This is a genomic window from Maribellus luteus, assembly GCF_003576475.1.
GTDB lineage: Bacteria > Bacteroidota > Bacteroidia > Bacteroidales > Prolixibacteraceae > Draconibacterium > Draconibacterium luteum.
The window spans coordinates 1-20,723 of the sequence record NZ_QWGR01000010.1 but is presented as its reverse complement, the minus strand read 5'-3'; the positions used below and the strand labels follow the sequence as shown (position 1 = coordinate 20,723).

Annotated in this window: 15 protein-coding genes; 3 read left to right on the top strand and 12 right to left on the bottom strand. The window is 46.1% G+C overall.

The window, feature by feature from the left end:
* Positions 1 to 203: 203 nt before the first annotated feature.
* From D1614_RS16135 to D1614_RS16125, 3 genes are read left to right on the top strand one after another with little or no spacing between them, the layout of a single operon-like run.
* The gene (locus D1614_RS16135) at positions 204 to 2,162 is read left to right on the top strand and encodes an FG-GAP repeat domain-containing protein (RefSeq protein ID WP_119439112.1); all 1,959 of its coding nucleotides are present in this window, start codon (positions 204 to 206) and stop codon (positions 2,160 to 2,162) included.
* 18 nt (positions 2,163 to 2,180) lie between these two features.
* Entirely contained in the window at positions 2,181 to 3,176 is a 996-nt protein-coding gene (locus D1614_RS16130; protein WP_119439003.1) for a polysaccharide deacetylase family protein, read from the top strand.
* 13 nt (positions 3,177 to 3,189) lie between these two features.
* Complete coding sequence (locus D1614_RS16125; protein WP_119439002.1) at positions 3,190 to 4,053, top strand: glycerophosphodiester phosphodiesterase family protein; 864 nt, start codon at positions 3,190 to 3,192, stop codon at positions 4,051 to 4,053.
* Between the two features lie 261 nt (positions 4,054 to 4,314).
* Here D1614_RS16125 and D1614_RS16120 read toward each other — a convergent pair whose 3' ends face one another.
* The 12 genes from D1614_RS16120 to D1614_RS16065 all read right to left on the bottom strand — a co-directional run.
* Positions 4,315 to 4,668, bottom strand: a complete 354-nt coding sequence (locus D1614_RS16120; protein WP_119439001.1) for a DUF3088 family protein — start codon at positions 4,666 to 4,668, stop codon at positions 4,315 to 4,317.
* A 156-nt stretch (positions 4,669 to 4,824) separates the two neighbouring features.
* Complete coding sequence (locus D1614_RS16115) at positions 4,825 to 6,390, bottom strand: ADP-ribosylglycohydrolase family protein (protein ID WP_119439000.1); 1,566 nt, start codon at positions 6,388 to 6,390, stop codon at positions 4,825 to 4,827.
* 100 nt (positions 6,391 to 6,490) lie between these two features.
* Entirely contained in the window at positions 6,491 to 7,483 is a 993-nt protein-coding gene (locus D1614_RS16110; RefSeq protein WP_162304530.1) for a metallophosphoesterase family protein, read from the bottom strand.
* A 120-nt stretch (positions 7,484 to 7,603) separates the two neighbouring features.
* On the bottom strand, positions 7,604 to 8,725 hold the full coding sequence (locus D1614_RS16105; RefSeq protein ID WP_119438998.1) for a glycan-binding surface protein: 1,122 nt from the start codon (positions 8,723 to 8,725) through the stop codon (positions 7,604 to 7,606).
* 30 nt (positions 8,726 to 8,755) lie between these two features.
* Complete coding sequence (locus D1614_RS16100; protein ID WP_119438997.1) at positions 8,756 to 10,453, bottom strand: RagB/SusD family nutrient uptake outer membrane protein; 1,698 nt, start codon at positions 10,451 to 10,453, stop codon at positions 8,756 to 8,758.
* A gap of 20 nt (positions 10,454 to 10,473) precedes the next feature.
* A complete protein-coding gene (locus D1614_RS16095) occupies positions 10,474 to 13,947 on the bottom strand; it encodes a TonB-dependent receptor (protein ID WP_241558124.1) in 3,474 nt (1,157 codons plus the stop codon).
* Between the two features lie 198 nt (positions 13,948 to 14,145).
* Positions 14,146 to 15,171: a FecR family protein gene (locus tag D1614_RS16090; RefSeq protein ID WP_119438995.1), complete on the bottom strand. Its 1,026-nt coding sequence runs from the start codon at positions 15,169 to 15,171 to the stop codon at positions 14,146 to 14,148.
* Between the two features lie 82 nt (positions 15,172 to 15,253).
* Positions 15,254 to 15,859 carry an RNA polymerase sigma factor gene (locus D1614_RS16085; RefSeq protein WP_119438994.1) on the bottom strand — a complete coding sequence of 202 codons (606 nt, stop codon included), beginning with the start codon at positions 15,857 to 15,859 and terminating at the stop codon, positions 15,254 to 15,256.
* Positions 15,860 to 16,017: 158 nt separating this feature from the next.
* On the bottom strand, positions 16,018 to 17,217 hold the full coding sequence (locus D1614_RS16080) for a TolB family protein (protein WP_206610049.1): 1,200 nt from the start codon (positions 17,215 to 17,217) through the stop codon (positions 16,018 to 16,020).
* A gap of 277 nt (positions 17,218 to 17,494) precedes the next feature.
* Positions 17,495 to 19,270 carry a DUF6057 family protein gene (locus tag D1614_RS16075; protein WP_147384272.1) on the bottom strand — a complete coding sequence of 592 codons (1,776 nt, stop codon included), beginning with the start codon at positions 19,268 to 19,270 and terminating at the stop codon, positions 17,495 to 17,497.
* A 69-nt stretch (positions 19,271 to 19,339) separates the two neighbouring features.
* Entirely contained in the window at positions 19,340 to 20,188 is an 849-nt protein-coding gene (locus D1614_RS16070) for an endonuclease/exonuclease/phosphatase family protein (protein ID WP_119438991.1), read from the bottom strand.
* On the bottom strand, positions 20,178 to 20,723 hold a 546-nt coding region (locus D1614_RS16065), incomplete at its 5' end, for a sugar phosphate isomerase/epimerase family protein (RefSeq protein ID WP_147384270.1). The genes D1614_RS16065 and D1614_RS16070, both read right to left, overlap by 11 nt.

Sequence of the window (20,723 nt, the reverse complement as noted above, 5' to 3'; positions counted from 1 at the left end):
TTAACAGAAATGAACGTTAAGATGTGTATTCCTACCGGGATCAGTTTTTATTTTTTTAGGCAGAATATCCAATGTAAAATTCCCAATATTCAATTTTCCGGATTTTGTTGGATATTTTGCATTCAAAATTGAGAATTGGATATTTATCAAAACTGATTTTCAGAAAAAAGCCAGACGGCAGTGAAATTTTTAAACCAAAAGAAATGCAAACCCGACGTAGTTATTTAGTGCTGATTTTTAGTGTTCTCTTTTTCCATGCCGGCATGGCGCAGAATACAAACTCCGGCGATCTGGTGCGTATTCAGTACAACCAGCCGGGAATGCATTCCGATCTGGGCGTGGGACTTTGGGCCTGGCCTTTTCCGGTTGACTACGACAAGGACGGGGACCTGGATTTGCTGGTGAACTGCCCCGACAAACCGTTTAACGGACTTTGGTTGTTTGAAAACGCCGGTGGCGGGAAAAACCCGGTGATGAAAGCGCCGGTAAAACTGGCCGAAAGCCAGAGAAACCTGCAAATTACCTATGTCAACGGAGAATATATTGTAATGACACCGGGGATTGTCTACCCCTATTTCTTTACCTCCTTTTTTGCGGAGCCCGACACCTTGTTTACCAAAGATTTTTACCAGCCATTGCTAAAAAAAGCGCGTTTTAATTTGTGGCGGCAAGTGGACTACGACGGTGACGGAGACCTCGACATCGCGATTGCCATCGACGATTGGAGCGAATACGGCTGGGACAACGCGTTTAACGAAAAAGGCGAATGGACCAACGGGCCGCTTCATGCACGGATTTACTGGGTGGAACAAACGTCGCCGGGTGTTTACAGCCAGCCGGTGGCATTAAAAGCCGGTGGTGAAGAGATTGATAACTTTGGAATTTCGGGTGCCGTTTTTGAGGATTTTGACGGCGATGGCGACCTGGATATCATCATCAGTGAATTTGTGGACCGCCTCACCTGGATTGAAAACATCGGGACCCGGCGAGCTCCCGAATACGCAAAAGGTACATTCATAAAAATTAACGGTGAAGTGCTGCACCTCGACCTTGAAATGGTTGTTCCCTCATCTGCCGACTGGGACGATGACGGCCACGTTGACCTGATTGTGGGGATTGAAGACGGCCGCGTGGTTTTCATGAAAAATACCGGTAAGAAAAACAAAGACGGGATCATTTTCCAATCACCTGAATATTTGCAGCAGGAAGCCCGGTATTTGAAATTTGGCGCACTGGTTACTCCCTACTCCGTAGATTGGGACGACGATGGCGACGAAGACCTAATTTGCGGAAATACAGCCGGACACATTGGTTTTATTGAAAATGTAGGTAACAGCAATTTTCCCAAATGGGCAAAACCTGTTTACCTGGAAGCCGGCGGAGAAAGCATTATGATCCTGGCGGGAGAAAACGGATCGATCCAGGGACCTGCCGAACGCAAATGGGGCTACACCACCCTCTCGGTGGTCGACTGGAACGGTGACGGTTTGAATGACATTGTTTACAATTCCATCTGGGGAAAAATTGAATGGCTGGAAAACATTGGGAAAAAAGGCCGTCCGAAACTGGCGGCAGCAAAACCCGTTGAAGTGGAATGGGAAGGAAAAAATCCGAAACCAGCCTGGAACTGGTGGAATCCGGAAGGAAAGAACCTGGTTACGCAGTGGCGTACAACCCCGCTGGGATACGACTGGAACAACGACGGGCTCATGGATCTGATCATGCTCGACCACGAAGGCTACCTGTCGTTTTGGGAGAGATACCGCGAAAACGGGGTACTGAAACTCAAACCCGGCCAGCGCATTTTCACCGGTGAAAGTGCCAGGGGTTTTTCCGATAAATTTGAAAACGACGCCAACGGATTGCTCCGTCTGAACACCAAAAATGCAGGTGGTTCCGGACGGCGGAAAATATGCATTGTGGACTGGGACCGCGACGGAAGACCGGACATTCTGGTAAACACCGAGAACGTCAACTTACTTCGGAACAAAGGCGAAAAAAACGGGCTTGTTATTTTGGAGGATATGGGGCCACTCAGCAAAACCCGGCTGGCTGGTCATTCAACATCGCCCACTATTGTTGACTGGGACAAAAACGGAGTTCCCGATCTGCTGATAGGTGCTGAAGACGGACACTTTTATTTTTTGAAAAATAACAACTGATAATCAAAAAACTAAAATATGAAACAGGTATTTACCCCATACAAAAACACGAGCGTTATTTTTGTATGTAGTTTTTTGTTTTTCGCTTTTTGGGGTTTTGAAAATGCACAGGCACAGGAAAAAACCACCAATGCAGAAAAACTGGGTTTCCCAAAAGGCAAGAAAGTACTGCTGCTCCATTGTGACGACGCCGGAATGTGTGAAGAAGCCAACATCGCGGTTCAGGCGTATGTGTTAAAAGGCGACATTACTTCTGCCGCCGTAATGATGCCTTGCCCTGATGCAGAAGAAATGGCAGAGTGGGCCAAAACACACCCGCAAGCCGATATTGGCGTTCACCTGACCTTAACATCAGAATGGAAAACGTACCGCTGGGGGCCACTCACCCAAGCGGAAAAGGTTCCGGGCCTGATTGATCCCCAGGGAAAATTGTGGCCCGAAGTTCGGGACGTGGTTGCGCATGCTTCGGCCAACGAAGTGGAGATCGAAATCCGGGCCCAAATCGACAAAATGATTGAACTCGGCCACCGTCCCTCGCACATCGACACGCACATGGGAACTTTGTACGGATCGGCCGAATATGTGCGCGTTTTTATGAAAGTTGCGGAAGAATATGGTATTCCGGCCAACGCAATCGATTTGTCGGATCCGGAGGTGGTAGCTTATTACAAAAAGGCAGGCTACCCGATTACCGATGACGTAATCGACATCCTCAAAGAATACCGTTTGCCCAAGCTCGATAACTTCTCAAGTGTGCCTTCAGGAAAAACATACGAAGAGAAACGCGAGAACTTTTTCAAGCTGGTGCAATCGCTGAAACCGGGGCTTACCGAAATCATTTTTCATCCGTCGATTGTTACCGACAACATGAAAACCATTACCAATTCGTGGCAGCAGCGTGGCTGGGAAGCCGAGATGTTTTCAGACCCCGTTGTAAAACAATTTTTTACCGATAACAACATCGAGCTCACCAACTGGACCGAAATCATGAAACGGTTTAAGCAGCAAAAGTAAGTAACACAAACACATGAAAACAAAGTCGCTTTTTCAATCCTTTACGATTCTCTTCGCCCTACTTCTTTTGGTTTCGTGCCGGGAAGAGCGCACCATCGACCGGATTCTGGAGGAATTTCACAATGCCCAATCAGATTACGTTATGGTAGCGGCACACCGCGCAGGCCACAACGGTTATGTCGAAAACTCCATTCCGGCCATCGAACATGCCATTAATATCGGGGTTGACATTATTGAACTGGATGTAAAAGTGACCTCCGACAGCGTTGTGATTCTGAACCACGACCGAACCATCGATCGCACGACCACCGGAACGGGTGACCCCGAAAGTTATTCGTGGGCGGAGCTTCAAAAGTTCAGACTAAAAATGCCCGACGGAACAGTAACCGATCTGGAGCTGGCCACTTTTGAAGAAGCCCTGAACCGGGTTAAAGGGAAAGCAATGATCGACATCGATCTGAAAACATCGAACCTGAAACCCGTTTTTGACGTGCTGCAAAAGACCGGCACGCTAAACCAGGTGATCTTTTTCGACAGTGATTTTGAGATTTTGAAAGAGGTACAGGCTTATTTTCCGACCGCCAATGTTATGCCACGCGCACGCTCGTTTGGAATGGCTGATACCGCACTAATGATTTTTGATGCCCCAGTGGTTCATATCGACGATTCGTTTTATACCAACGAACTAACTCAGCTGATAAAAGGAAAAAATGCCCGGATCTGGATCAATGCCCTCGGCGATCAGGACCGTCTGATCAATGCAGGCGAATCCGACCAGGCTCTTGCGAACCTGCTGGACAAAGGCGCCAACATCATCCAGACCGATGAGCCAGAAAAGCTGATTCCGCTACTGGAAGCGCGGGGACGACGAAAATAAAAGTAGCTTCAGATAAATCAGTGAGACTCTGATTTCAGGAGCGCTAGTGAACTGAAATTATGAAGTCGAACTCCTGCCCGTCCGGCAGGCGGGGATCCCGATGCACCGCAATCGGGATCTAATGGGTTTTATTCCCCGCCCCTTGGGGCGAATTAAGAAATATCATGCCTTTGATACCCCGCCTGCTTGCAGCGGGGTAGTTCATTTAAAATATTGAATCAGAAAAGCCAATCCGGGAAGATACCGGGTTGGCTTTGTTTTTTAGTGAGGTGCCCCGATTGTGTGCTTTTCAGACAAATAACGGGCAATCAACTCCACTGAATTTACAAAGTAATTGCCGTCATACGAATCAAAATAGCTTAGATCATCGTCAGTCGTTACATCCTCTTTGGGAATTACCAGGTTGGGGCATCCCTGGTTGGCTTCGCCCACCAATTCCACCAGCCCTTTTCTTGGCCGTTCGAAATCAATAAAAATAACTTCCAACTCGTCATACAAGCGCGGATAATAGTTCAACACGCCCAGAATTTGTGCCGAATACGGACAATAATACAAGGTATCTTCGCCAAGGGCTTTATCGGTAAAACCGGGTTTTAATAAAAATAGCTTTGCCATGCTGCATTCCTTTTTCTGTTATTACCTACCATTAACAACCCAAAGGCAAAAAACGTTCGCGATTCGTTTACTCTCCGGTGCACAAGCTTATTCAAAAAAACAAGGCGAATAGCCTTTCGGTCTACCCGCCCTGTCACCATAAGCCTCTAACTAACCTTACTTTTCTTTATCATAAATAAGGGCTGAAGTAATTGTAACCCTGTATCCTTCAGGCACGTCGGCAGCAACCAACTCCAACTGAACATCGCCTTCCGGAAGTTCGTAATTCCAGTAAACATCTGTTTTTCGCATAGCTACTTCAGTTGGCAGTGTAAGCACATCTATTTGTTCGCCATTCAGCAAAACATTTACTTTTAAATCCTTTTCGGGCAAGGCACCATTGGTTCGCTGTGCATAACCGGTCAAAACAATCCCGGCACCTTTAAAATCAATCTGGTAATTCTTTTCGGCATGTGTGATTTGTTTCTCAGCAAGCGGCCACTGGTGTTCAACACGCTCGCGCGGATATAATCCATCAAAAGATTGCTCCAAACGAACCGGCTCAACTTCCTGGTATGCAATCACCACCGAGTCATTGGTTACTTGTCCGCCTCCGCGTTCAATCATTTGCAAAGCATGCTTGTACCCCAGATAGTATACATCGCTCAGCGCCAGATCGGTATAACTGAAATTCCGGTCTTCCACGCGGTCCAGGCCTTGTGTCCAGTAATCGGGAATATTGCTGAATCCGATCATCGTGCCTAAAATTCCGGCAGCATTCGACGGATTACAATCCGAATCCTGCCCCGCACGGGTACTGATGTCAATGGTTTTTCCATAATCGCCGTCACCGTAAAGCAAACCCAACACAATGTAGGCAGCGTTAAGGCTCGCGTCAATATTAAACGCTTTGAACACACCGTCAGGACATCCTTTTTCGAACGACCATTTGCGCTGGATTTCAAACCAGTTTCTTTTCCAGTCGTCCGGGAATTCTTTGTGCCACTTGATCACATCGGCAATCAACTGGTAAAACCGGCTTTCCTTCGGTAGAGTTTTTAACGCCTCGTTAACTACAAACTGAATATCGTCGGAAATAAAAGCCTGTGTATACATGCCGGCCACAAAAACGCCGCCGTACCAGCCATCACCATAATTCATGATGTGCCCAATGCGGTCGCAAATTTCAGAAGAAGCATTGATCATTCCGGGTGACATCAGCCCTGCAAAATCAGCTTCAATCTGAAAATCAATGTCATCGGCATGCGGGTTGTTCAGGTAATGCCCCGAAGCCGGAGGCATAATTCCCTGGAGAATGTTGTAACGGGCAGCCTGGTTGGCATGCCAAAGCATGTAATCTGCCGTAGCAAAAGCCATTGCGTGCAGAGAGTCGGGAGCATCAATGCCGTGTTCTTCAAATACCGACACAAACGTCAGATCCATATACACGTCGTCGTACAAACCAGGAAACTCGTCGTACCACATGGTCATTTGGTGTTCGTCCCAGGCAATCGGAACCTGATCATTAATCATGGAACCCAACCATTTAAACTCAGTCGGCCCGCCATACGAACAGCCAATAACCTGGCCTGCCCATCCTCCTTTTATTTTATCCTGGAGTTCGGCTTTACTCAATTTAAACGTTGAACTTTTGTTGCCTCCCGACGGAGACTCGGCTGAGGGTGAACTACAGCCAATAGCTGCCAGCAACAATCCGGCAATACCCACACGTAACATTTTCATTTCTTATATTTTAAGGTAAATTATTCATTTACTCTCCTTTTCCTGAATTAATGTGCCTTCTTCCAACGATCCCTGTCCTACCCTTCGCACGCAACTTTGGTTAATAAGGAAAAGTGTACTCGAATAGCTTTTCGGAACGAGTACGGATATAGGTATTAAAAGAAGTAGCTCCTTCCGTCAGCTCAATCACTCTGGCTCCGCGATCCAGTATCTCGGTATAAGCCGGAACGTAACCTGTTTTCCTCCCGTAGGCAAGAGCAACTCCAAATAAACCTCCGATATAATCATTGTTATGATCATGTCCGACAAAAACCCCTTTTACATCATTCATTTCCACAAAAGCAGATAACAAACCTGTATTTATGCTGGCAGCATGAACCTTTTCAGTATTGTTTCCCAAAGTACCTTCCTGCTCGCGTACCACCGCATATTCGGGCAGTGGAATGTGGAAAAATGCCAACGCCGGAAGTACGCGTTTGTTTTTTTCGGTAAACTCCCTGCTTGTTTTACGGTACCAGTCAATCTGGTCGTGTTTCACCCATCCGTAACCACTTACTTTTCCGTGCTCAGAATAAGCCTTTGAGTCAAACAAATAAACCACCATTTCGTCCTGGTCTCCGTTGGATGAACGAATGGGCAAAGAACAATTTCCCTGTCCTGAAACTCCCTCGATCTGGTTGCTGGTTACACTCATCGGATTTTTGCTCAGATGCTCCAGAATCTCGCTGGTTTTCAGATCCGTTTCGGTATCATGGTTTCCAAAGTTAACGGCAAACGGAACCTGTAGTTCGGTCATTGGTTGGGTTACGCGGTCCCAGCCCGCAACCGCCGGAGAAGATACCACCACATCGCCGGTAAAAACAACCAAATCAGGCTTTTCTTCTTCAATCAAAAGCCGCATCAATTCGATGGTACTATCGTTCCGGGCCTTGTGCTTATCTGAATGCACATAATGCAGGTCGGTAAACTGAATGATCTTGAATTTTTTATCCTTAAACTTCAGACCTGGTCCGGCCGATGCGCTTACGCCAATGCATGTAAAAAGAAGAACAGCAGTTAATATTTTTCCTTTCCTAAAGAACTTGTCTAACATTTTCATAGTTGTTTTTCAAAATTTCAAGGAGTGAAACACTTTACCGCCGACCTGCCATAAACTGCATTTGTGTGGTAAAGCCTTTCACTCCAAAAGTTTATATTCAATCGCTTTTAATTTCTACTCTTTCAGTGTCACCCTGAAATTGTCCCATCCCATCTTCAGCGGTTCACCAGCAGGCGATTCAATCCGGATATTAAAGGAGCCAATGTAGTCCTTGTTCCCGGCAAAATCAACCGGAATTACGCGTTCAAGCGGGAAACGAATGGTTTGCCACACTCCTAAACTTTGTACTACCAGGTCGGCCGGCGTTATCTTAGCCGGGGTATGGTTCCAGTAATTGTAAAGATAAAAGTGGGTATTCATAATCGGAAGAATCATGTTCAACTCAAATTTTACTTCATACTTATCCGGATTATCTTTCATATCAGCAGTGTATGGAAACGCAGCTCCTATCAGGTACGACCACCCGCTACCTTCGCTTCCAACCGTAAGCAACGAATAGTTACCATCAACAGGTTCCGGGTTCTCCCAACTTCCGACATAAGCTACACCGCTTGTTCCCTTGTAGGGCACATCATCAAAATTGGTTACCAGGTTTTGGCGGTCGCGGTAATACCCCGGACAAACAGCCCTGGCATTGTACTTTTTATTGACCAGTTCAATTTTGATATTTTCGTTGGCATCAGCAGGAACGGCGACTGTTATAAAGTTGCTACCCACCTGAATAACCGGCTGCTCTTTTCCTTCAAAAACTACAACGGTGTTTAACGAGTCCACTTCGTACAGATTGAAAAACTCTCCGTAAATCTTCATCGTGTCGCCCGGAGCTGTATACTCGTTGAACATTCCGGTTAATTTGATGGCCGGAATATTTACCGTAAAGTCGAAGTCGAAAGAACCACCTTCTGTGGTCACTTTCACCTTATTCGTAATTTCAGATGGCATGGCAATCGGTACCTGAAGGTACAACACATCCTCTTCGTAATACACCTCTTCAATCGCTACCGCAACATCGTTAAAGTAAATTTCGGTTGCTTTTTCAATGTTCTTTCCCTGGATCGCAATCCAGTCTCCCATCTCACCGGAAGCAATTACCGAATCGAGGGCGTAAAGCGATGTTATTTTTGAAAATACCGGCGCTTCGGGCACCAGCTCATCATCCTGACAAGCTAAAACCAGCAGCACGCAACACCCGATAACAAGGCCTTTGAAATATATGGTTGTCAATAATTTATTCATGATTCATGTTTTTATAGTGAAATGAATGGCTTACCACCCCGGGTTATTTGTTTCGATAAACGGGTTGGTGTTGATCTCATTGGCCGGAAGTGGAAGCAGCAAGTGCCTTTTTTGTCTTCTTTTGATGACATCTTTCTCGTCCACATCAATGGCATTCATGGTTTGCAGGTAAATTCCCCAGCGTAACAGGTCAAACTTCCGGATTCCTTCTGCTGCAAACTCTTTCACACGTTCTTCCAAGATATACGAGCGGAATGACTCCTGGGTCCAGGCCCGGGTTTCCCCAATTTCTCCGACCGGCGTGCTGTTGTTCCTGAAATTCAGTTTTTCCACCTGGGTAATTGCTTCAGGAGTTGGTCCTCCGTTTACTTCGTTGGCAGCTTCGGCATACAACAAAATTACCTCGGCATAACGCAAGAACGGGAAATTGAAGTCGGTTCGCTGACCATCCAGCGGTACTGTTACCTGGTAGAATTTCTTCAGTTTCGATCCGTACAAGTGTGCGCTGTAATAGAGGATGTCCGACGGGTCGTATCCATCCAAACCTAAACGCACTTTTGCGCTATCCTTGGCCGGGTAATACGAATAAACCAGTTTCCCTGCAGAATTCGTTGACACCGGCACCCGGTGAACAACTCCCCATTTCACCCGGCCATCGTTCTCTTCGAACAGCTGATACCAGTGATCGCGCTGCACATAATAGCCCGACGACATGACTCCTGTTTCTTTAAAGTAACCCGAATAGTCGGTTGCCACATAGTTGCTGGTTTCGGTGCTTCCCGGTGTTGTTTGAAGCGTAAAGATAAATTCGCCCCGGTTCCGGCTTGCCACCGACCACAACTCCTCCTGCGAAGGATACAGCATAAAATCGTTGGATTGAATAACTTCCATGGCCTTGTCCATCGCCAGTTTGTAATACTCTGCCGAATTGAAATCTTCGTAGCCCGCCACCTGCGTTTTCTGGAACGTAAGTTTTTGCGGAACAGGGATAAACTGTTTGGCTCCGTTTTCATTGTAAAAATGACCGGGGCCGCCCATTACTGAGATATTTCCAGAAGCCATTGAAGCCGAACCAATGGTTGCATATACCTTTGCCAGCAAAGCTTTTGCAGCTCCCCGCGAAACATGACCGATTTTGTATTCGGGATCCTGCGTGGAGTACATCGCTTCTTCGGCAAACTTGAGTTCTTCAATAATGTGTTCGTACACTTCTTTGATGGGCGAACGCGGTTTGTAAAGGTCGGCACCTTCAGCAATCGATTCTTTGTACAAACACAAATCGCCAAAAAACTGAACCAGGTTGAAATAACTCCATGCTTTAAGAAACGCCAATTCGCCCATGGCATTTGCTTTCACTTTATCAGGAATACTCATTTTGGCGATCAGCGATTTGTGGTAGTTCGCCCGGTGAATGGTGATGTAGTAGTAGTTGTAAAAGTTGATCACCGATCCGTGCTCGTAAAAGTTTCCGGCACCAAGTGTACCAAAAGCCCACGCCGGCCCACTTTGATAGTCGCAATCGAAGTTAACTACCGTATGGTAGTTTCCCCATTCAAAACCGTAATTCAGCGAGTTGAATGCCCCCGTCACCAGTTGATCGTAATTGTTGTTGTTAACCAGGTCTTCGCCTGCAATAAAAGTATAGGTCTTTTCTTCCAGCAAATCAGCACATGAAGCCAGGAAAAGCCCAATTACAAGGGTTGCCAGATATTTTATATGTCGATTCATAATGTCAAGGTTTTAATGGGTTAAAATTCCATTTTAAAGCCAAATGTTATTGTCCGTGCACTCGGGTACGAAGCCATATCAACTCCCCTTCTCGAAACATCGCCTCCGAAAGTGTTCACATCCGGGTCGTACCAGCGGTATTTGGTAATGGTGAAAAGGTTGTTCACACTTGCGTTTAGTTGCAACGACTGAATCCAGGGGGCAGGATTACGGAAGAGATAACTAAAGTTCAGGTTTTTAAGACGCAGGTAAGAACCGTCTTCCACATACCTGTCAGATGCTTTCATGCTTCGCGTAAACGTTCCGTCGGGGCGTGGAGCTGTTGCGCCTTCCCGGTTTTCAGGAGTCCAGCGGTTATCGTAAATAAAGTGCGGCATGTTACTAAAGCCCGACAAGCTGTAGCGCTTTATGTTAACGTTCAGGATATCGTTTCCGTAAGTTCCCTGTAAAAAGAAGCTCATTGTAAAGTCTTTCCAGGTAACCGTGTTGGTAAGTCCGTACAGAATTTTTGGATTGGTGTTTCCAATAATCTCTTTATCCCGGTCATCCACTATTTTGTCGTTGTTGGTGTCCATGTATTTCACCTGTCCAATCATGCTTCGAATGCGGGAATCTGTTTCGTCCTTAAACTGAGGATCGGCACGCACTTCAGCTTCACTGTCGTAAAAGCCGTCTTCCCGGTAGCCATAGATCAAACCAATTGGCTCGCCGTTTCTCCGCAGGAACATACTTTCCATTCCCCAGGCAACGTCAGAGAACTGATCGGCTTCCAGGCCATCCACTTTATTTTTGTTAAACGAAGCATTGGCATCCACTTTCCAGCTGAAGTTTCGTTGCGAAAAGATGTACACGCTTCCGGCCAGTTCCAAACCTTTGTTTTCCACTTCGCCATAGTTCGACGCCAGTGTTGAAAACCCGGTACTTGCCGGAATAAAGCGGTTCTGCAGCAGATCCACCGTTTTTTTATGGTACAGGTCAACGTTCAGGTTCACGCGTTTATTAAGCATGGTAATATCCAGACCGAGGTTGCTCTGCGTGGTTGTTTCCCATTTCAGATTTGGGTTGGCAGGACCTCCCCAGCGCGATTCGGCATAACCACTGGCCAGCCGGCCATCGTACGGATAGTTCAATGCCACCATCCGGGAACGGGTAGCGTAGGCACTGATCCCCTGGTTTCCGGTTTGTCCGTAACTGGCGCGCAGTTTCAGGTCATCAAAAATCCCCAGGCTTTTGATAAAGTTTTCGTCAGATAAACGCCATGCAAAAGCCACCGAAGAAAAATCGGACCATCGGTTTTCCTCCGAGAAACGACTCGAACCATCACGACGGTAAGACACAGTAAACAGGTACCTGTCTAACAAGGAGTAGTTTACCCTGCCGAGGTAAGACATCAGTGAACTTTCTCCGCGGGTACTGGTGTTGGTTTCCTGGTGAAGCGCTGCTCCCATGTCGTTTTCCTCTGTCAAATCATTCGGAAATCCGGTAGCGCTCATTGTTTTACCACCCCAGTTCACGTTTTCGTAGGTCCAGGCAAGTACTGCATCAATCCGGTGATTTTCGTTCAACTCTTTGTTGAATTTCAGAATCGATTCCAGGGTTGTGCTTTCATAAAAGTTATCAGCCTGGCGTCCGTAACCGTTTTTAGGAGCCAAACCCTCGGCTACCCAGCGGTTGTAATATTCGTTTCGGGTATTCTTGTTGTTCCCGTAGCCCAGGTTTTGTCTGAATTTCAGAAAGTCAGTAAACGTAATTTCAGCAAAAGCCGAGTTGAAAATATTAAGCGCTCCCACTATGTTTTTAGCCGTACGGGTATACAAGTAAGGGTTGGCCAACCCCGACGAAGTATCTTCGGTGTAGCCAGAGTCACGATCGGGGTCGAAAACAGGGCGGGTTGGATTGAACGAAATGGACGACGGAATTACCCCGTAGTTTTCACTGTTGGTACGTGCCAAACGGTTGGTCGATTTCGTAATGCTCAGGTTATTTCCAACCTCGATCCACTTTGAGATCTTTTTGGTGATATTGGAACGAACCGTGTAACGTTTGTAGAAAGAGTTTACAATTACCCCTTCCTGATCCAGCATACCGGCTGAAAACAGGTAATGTCCTTTTTCATTTCCTTCCGAGAAACTCAGGTTGTATTCCTGGGTAGCCGCAGTTTGAAAAATCTGATCCTGCCAGTCGGTACCGCCGCCTTCATACCCATTCCGGAAATCATTCGGCCCCGGGTAGTAAGTGCTGTCAACAATCATTTCCAAACCGGTTTCAGGATCGGTTTCTTTGCTGTACGACCAACGCCCGTTTACCGGGAAAGGAAGGAAGTCGTCGCCAACATATTCTTTGCCATCGTAGGTATAACCATTGATTACCTGCTCATTCCGGTATTCGGCATAAGTAGCGGCATCCAACACATCAATTTTACTGATCACATTGGATACGCCAAAATTTGAACTGAAAGTAACTTTTGCTTTCGCTACTCCCTGCCCTTTGGTAGTGATAATAACAACTCCGTTGGCAGCGCGGGAGCCATAAATAGCTGTTGCCGATGCATCTTTTAATACTTCGATCGATTGAATATCGTTGGGGTTGATCAAACTTAGCGGGTTGTTGCGCTGTTTGTCGCCAAAAGTTCCCGGTGCCGGAGCTTCTCCTGCTTCAAATGGAACCCCGTCAACAATGTACAACGGTTCGTTACTGGTAGTAAAAGAGTTGGCACCACGAATTAAGATATTGATTCCCGCCCCGGGAGCACCGTCAGCCTGCTGCACCTGAACACCTGCCAGCCGGCCCTGAAGTGCCTGGTTGATTCCCTGTGGGTTGGTTTGCATCAAGTCTTCGCTTTTCAAAGAAGAAACCGAACCGGTTAAGTCACGTTTGCTTACCGAGCCGTAACCAATAACTACCACTTCGTCCACTCCAATGGCCATATCCTTTAGAACCACATGCAGTTCTTTTTTTCCTTTTACTGCAACTTCCTGCGTTTCCATCCCGATGAATGAAAAAACAAGAACGGCATCCGCCGGAATATTATTCAGTCGGAACTGCCCTGTTTCATTGGTTACCGTTCCGTTGGTGGTTCCGGCTACAACCACCGTAACTCCCGGAAGTGGAGCACCTTGAGCATCAACAACTTTTCCCTTCACTTCTCCGGACGACTGATCAGCCAAATTTCCATTTTCTTCCAAAGAATCGCCTTTAAACAGAAAAATCTGACGGTCGTTAATGGAGTAGGCCACACCAGTTCCCCGCAAAATCGCCTTCAATACGTCATCAACCTTCTTTTCTTTCACTTTAATGTTGACCGTTTGATCAACATCAACCATGTTTTTGTTGTAAAGAAAAAAGAATTCCGACCTCTTTTCAATCTCGTCAATCACCTCCTCCAGCGTGGCATTGTTCATATCGAGCGAGAGCTTTGCCTGCTGTGAATACGAGCTTACAGCAAAAGCCTGGGAGATAGAGACAATCACAAGAATAATAGTGAATCGCATCATTTTAATCAGTTCTATCAAACCATGGCACAACCATGACCTGAGATTGTGTTTTTTTTTCATAAATTTGTTCATTGGTGGATTTAATTCCTAGCATAATTAATTCTACATCAAGACAGGGCTGGTACGGGAATACCGCCCTGTTGTCATTTTGGATCTACTTCATTGGCAATCTGTTTGTTTTTTATTGATTTATAACTTTTATTCTTTTAACCATATCTCAACCCGTTCGCGGTCAAATGTTCCATCCTGGTGGCTTGTTCTTTTGTGCACCTCGTACCGAATGGGTGCTACCGAGGCCAGCATCGAACATATTTTTTCCAGACTTTCATCCTCGAATGTTGCCCTAAAAATCAAGGCTTTCAGCTCGTCGCCGTGCAAAATAATTTCAGAGTTGTATTTTCGCTCCAGTCGTTTGGCCAGTTCTGCCATCGGAACATTCCGAAAAATCAGCAACCCGTCTTTCCAACTGGTATAAGCTTTCGAGTCGATGTGTCTTTTCTCCATTCTCCGGTTTTCTTTGCAGTAGATCAGTTGTTCATCGGGCTGCAGAGTAAGCTCTTCATTGGTGGCCTGGCAAGAAACGTTGACCCGTCCCTGTTCCAGAATTACTTCGGCGATGTCCTCGTTTTCATAAGCCACCACATTGAACCGGGTTCCCAAGACATCAACATCCAGAAACGGCGTTTTCACCCGAAACTTTTTCCGTTTGTTATGGACTACGTCAAACCAGACTTCACCCGACACTTCCACTTCCCTCTTTTTAAAATCAAGCGGATACTTTACCACCGCACCGCCATTCAACCAACCTTCCGTACCATCAGGCAAATGAAACTTGGTTCGGGCCCCAATCGGAGAATGAATTTCGGCCCAGGCGTCGGTATGTCCGTAGAATTTAATTCCGAAATAAGCCAGGGTGGCACCAAACAGCAAAGCCGGCAGCAGAAGCCATACTGCCACTCTTGCAAACCGTAACTGAAACCTGCTCCGGTCACTGCTTGCTGACGGTTCTTCTTTTCCAATCTGCAGATGCAACTGATCCAGCAAGAGCTCCAGTTCCTCCTCCGACATTCCTTCTCCTCCCGCTTTATCCCAATCCTTTTTCAGCATTTGCTTTAATTCCTCGTCCAACGATTCATTTTTAAAATAGGAAGCCACTGACAGGTAATCGTTAAATGAAAACCGCCCCGTCTTAAACCGTGCTATTTTATCCTGTTTTGTATCCATTCTTGTACGTTATATCCTTTAACTTGATTTTTCCACTATCCGGAAATTGAAAAAAAAGAAATATTTTTTTTTGAGCATTCCGCTATTGGTCGGCTGGTGAGAAAAACATCCAAAAAAGAAGTTCTGAAATGTTGTTGCGCCGTAGTTCTTCCCGTAGGTTTTTCATCGCCGCAGTTAAGTGATTTTCAACAGTATTTGGCGAAATACCAAATTCTTCGGCAATCTGTTTTACCGGCCAGCCTTCGTATTTTCGCTTCAAAAAAATTTGTTGACGACGTTCGGGAAATTGCAGAATTATTTGTTCAACCTTTTCCAGCAAAGAGCGGAAATCCACCACGCGGTCCAGGTTGTTTTCCTGCTTCAGCAAGGAATAAATCAGTTCGTCCCGCGCATGGTTATCACGTAGTTTTCGAAGAAAGAACTTTTTCACCCGGCTGTATGCAATGGTAAAAAGATAGGCATTGAACGAACATTCCGGTTTCAGATTTTCGCGCGACTCCCAAATGTACAGAAACACGTCCTGCACAATTTCCCGCGCTTCTTCTTCAGATTTCAGGTAGCTCATGGAGAATTTGTACAATCGTTGCGAATACTTTCGAAACAAGTGATCAAACGATTTCACATCTCCCGATTTCAAGCTCTTTACGGCATTATAATCAATCGAAATTACTGGCTTATGGTCCTTCATTTTACATCAATCCGACTAAACAAACCGGCAATTGAAGTTGCCCTGTGAAAATAACAGGAAACCGGGTCTGCTTCCCTCCTGCCGTTTTTGTAAGTTTAGTCTCATTTGTTTAGTTATTAGCTTATTGATAAGGTTGAGTTTTCCGTTAGTTGGCTGTACTACCGAAAAAGCGCCGGCATAGCCTCTTTATCCCGAATCCGCTCAAAACTCCTCGGGTCAAGCAGTACTTTCGATTTCACCAGCTCCGGAACATTGAATGCTTTGGTGAATTTCTGACTAAAAAGCGGATCCTTAAAAGGAAGCAAAAATGGCTTGTGAAACTTCCCTGAAGTGTCAAAATAGGCAATGTACGAACGTGTGTAAAGCCCGTCCTGGCGGCGGCTGCTAAAAACCATCCAGCGACCGGTTGAAGACCAGGAATGATAACTGTCAGCCTGATCGCTATTCACCACCGGACGACTGATTTCCATGGCTGCCAGATCCAATAACATTAAATCACTTTCGCGATGCCAGATCGAGAAGTTTCCATAATCCGACTGGCAATAAACCAGGTAACGTCCCTCCGGTGATACACGCGGAAAAGAAATGCTTTTCCCACTATCGGCAGCATTCACAACAAGCTCAGGCTGTCCAAACTGCCTGCTTTGCGGATCAAAAGCCACCTGGTACAAATCGTATCGGATTTCATCGTATTGATCGGGGGGCAACGCTTTTGCGGCACAATAAAACAAAGTCTTTCCGTCCGGAGCCCAGGTGGGGAAGGTTTCCAAAAGCGCTTTGGTAGCCAGCTGTTTTGGCTGACTGATTACCTGATTTCGGGTATCGTACAAAACCAAATCTGACAATGTATCCAACACCTCTACTTGTTTGTCGGGCAGCGCATGAAAGCTTTGTACAATATTATTGACCGAGAATGCAACAAAATCACCACTTGGATGCCGGGCCGGGTAAACTGCTGATGACAGCGTTTCTGCCGTTTTTGTCTCCACCTTCGAGAGTTGCTGTTCCTGCCAGAAAACGGTTCCTGCTCCCGACCCGCCACGCATGTGAAAAAGCATATTGTCCGGATCGTTCATCCGAAAAGAATGGCAATTGACACAGCCACCGTGGTTTACCTCGTTCGTAACAACCGGGCTTTCCTCAAAATTTTCGAGGCAACGCTGGTAGATCCCCATGCTTTTCCAGGTTTCAAATCCAGGTTCAATCAGCCGATAAACCAGGTACGAATCGATCCGATCCGCAACCACCCGGTTTTCAAACCGTTGAAAACGCGCCCAAGTTCCATCTTTCTGAGCCAGTATTTCAACCGAATATTTGCCTCCTGTACTTTTTGCCGTAAGCAGCTTCCACTGCTTCATACCCAATTCAATCTTTCCTGAATTTGAATGAACGGAAAACAGCAATTCCTTTTCAACAAAAAAGCAAGCTATAAATTGGTCATAGTCTTCTTGAACTTGGAAATTGAGTGGCGCAATATTTTCAGGAATGGTTAACTCCGCATAATCAGGAAATAATTGCGGAAGACGATCAAGCTGAAGATCTGCCTTTGGCAACTGTTGCTGGCAGGCGCTAAAGAGTAAAATCATCAACCCCCAAACTACCCCAAATAGAATGTATCTTTCACCCTTTCCCATTTCAATAAAAATAAAAGTAATACCAAAATGTAGTGCCAAAGGCAGCTTCTAGCTGATAAGCAGCCTGACTACCCCGATTCCGGCTTAAAGCCCGTGCAAACTCCTCGAACCGATGATAAACAGCAGGCTCCACCTGAATTTCATCCAGCGGTTTTCCGCTCAGTTTTTGATACAAAAGCACGGCTTCGGCCAACGGACCATGAAGAGGCCCAGCAAAACGATCCGGATTATTCAACACAAGGTCTGTCAGTTCCTCCAACTTCTTATCCAACAACAAACTGGCCGTATAATAATCAAAAGCAGCCTGATTCTCCGGGCAATTTTGCAACAGTTCCTCCACTTTCAAATCAAAACCTCGAATATCGGATGTAAAATCCGTGTGCACCTGAAAAGGATGGTTAACAGTTTTCAACTCGGGAGCCGAAGCAGCCTGCTCCATCTGCTCACGAAACCGGAAAGCCCAATCCTTGTAGAAAAGGGTTTCCTCCAACAGTAACACGTATTTTTTTGCCAACTCCAGGTGTCCGTTTGCCAGGCTGGTTTGGGCCATTCGTTTTACTGCCCGCGGGTTCAGCCCATGCGATACGGATGATTCAAAAGCCCAGCGAAATGCCTCGTTGTAGTAATGAAGCTGATAAAACACTTCTCCTCCCAAAAGAGAGGCCAGCCGGTTTCGCTCCCAACGCAGGCGAAGTCCTTTGCTCCCAATTTGCGGATACTCAAAAAGCTTCTCCGTCAAGAGCCCTTGTTTGGCCAGTGCGAGATTGGAGTAATATATAACCAGCTGATTGACTCCCGGGTAGCTTTTGCCCAGCTCAAGCACCTTTTCCCATTGCTCGTGCTGTACGTAGTAATCCATTTTCAGAATCAACTCCTGCTTTTTGTTTAATCCGTAATCATAAACACCCCAAAAGCCAACGCTCAACAGAACAACTGTCAATCCAATCGTTTTGAAATTCCAGCCCGACCAGGCTTTACGTATTTGAAGAGGAAAAAGCCAGGCCACAATCAACAGAGCCGGCAAATAAAGTAAGTTCACAAGCCCCCAGCGATAAAGCGATTGATCCATCTGAATAAAAGGATAGCCCAGAAACACATCGCGGGGTAACTGAAAAACGCCCCAATAGCCTACTGCCAACCAAGCAAAGCCAAGCAAACAGTAACCCAAAGGGAGCAATATATCGGACAATTTCCGGACCTCGTTCAATGTAACTAACAGACATAAGATCAGGAAGACAAACGCATAAGCCCCAGCCAACCAAAACAGTAATGGCCAGCCGAAGGCAAACCCTGCCAAACGCCACCATTTGTTCTCCACCTCTAAATAAAGGCGAAAGCCAAGCAAAACCACAATCAAGTGAAATGAATAAACCGGCGAATAATGCAGGTTGGTTTGAAGCATCAATAAGCCAAGGACAGGCAAAAAGGACCAGAACAATCCATGAACGTTTAGTTTTTTCAGATTGCTTCGGATCAGGATAAACAACAGAACTCCGACTGCAGTAAGAAGCAGGGCCCCAAACCGGGGATAATAAAAAAACTGCACCAGAAAAGAACCGGCATATTCAAGCGGTTTTCCCGGGCGCCCCAGAAAACCAGCCAGATAATCGGCATTAAAAGAAAAAAGCTGAGTTTGTTCTGAATGCCACAAATGATAAGGGATACAGTATGTCAGTAATAAACCGTAAAGCGCAAAGAAAATACCGGAGGCAAGCAAAAGCAGACGCCTTTCAGAAAACAATTTCCCAAATACACGGAGTTTCGTTCTATGTTTCAACCCTGTATCCATAATGGTCCTCCAACCAAAAGGAAAAATAAGTTTTACTCTGCCCTAAAAAACGAACAACTAGTTCTTTTTCAAAATTGCTTCGAGAGGCAGATGATCCGAAGCATACGTTTCATTTACTGTCTGATAATCCTGAATTCCAAACTGCTTATTTGCCTGTTCGTTCAACAGGATGTAGTCCAGTGTCCGATCCGGCTTATCTGCAGGAAAAGTTAACGGACAATTTTCGCAGCCGAAAATAAGAGATTCTTTCAAATTACTCATCACCGGATTGTCAGGTTTCATATTAAGATCCGCACCAATAACCAACGGATATTGTTGATAAGCCTCTATTACATCGATCATGGTTTTTACCTGAAGCAAGCGGTCGTCATCTGACAGGTGATCGAGATGCGCCGATCCAAAAGCCATTATATTTCCGTCAGGCAATTGTACTTTTACCAAGGCCAATGCCCTGATTTCAGATTTGATGCTATCGCGAACAGGCAGGCGATATCCCTGAGCCTCCACAATCGGGAAGCGTGAAAGCACGGCCACACCATAGTCGCCACCCGAACGGTCGACTGCCTTGGCAAAGAAATAATTCATCCCCGTCATTTTTGCCAGTTCTTTCGCCTGATGAACGGTTTTCCCCGAGCGTTCGGTAAATACATCCACTTCCTGCAGGGCCACCAAATCGGGTTTTATGCGCTTAATTGCCTCTCCTATAGCGGGCAAATCAATCAGGTCCCAACCTCCCGAAGGAGGATGAGCAATCCGGATATTGTAGCTCAATATCCGGATTGCATCTTGTTTTGTATCTTGTGGGTAAAGGGGTTCAGTGGCTCTTGCAAGCAGCCCGGCACATAAAGCCAGCCCCAGCAGCAAGCACCTCATCCTCCCCCAACTTAGCTCTTTTCTACAATCCATCAACTACCTGGTTAAAGTAAGCGATGTTTTGCTTGATATCCGGCACCGAATTGTCCCAGTTGTATTCGTACTCGATCGAGAAAAGGCCTTTGAATCCCTGGCGGTCCAGTTGTTTTAACATGCCTTCAACATCGCACACACCGCGTCCCCAAATTACATCGTGTTGTTCTGCTTCGCCTTCTTCTTTCTCCTTCACATCTTTAAAGTGAAGCGATTTCAAACGGCTTCCGTATTGTTTCAGACCTTCCACCGGATCAACACCCATGCGCTTCCAGTGACCAACATCGGCACAGGCGCCAATGCGATCGCTCAAGCCTTCAACAGCCTCCAGAAACATCTCGGGTTTCCAGTAATTCGATGGTTTCGGATGGTTGTGAATCGCCACATCAACCTTGTATTTGTTGGCCAGTTCGTCAACATACTTCAGGTGTTTGTATTCAGGCTCGCAGGTAATAATTTCGATTCCCATTGCATTGGCAAACTGGAACAGTTGTTCCCATTCGGCTTCATCTTTACAGATTACCACTCCGCTGGC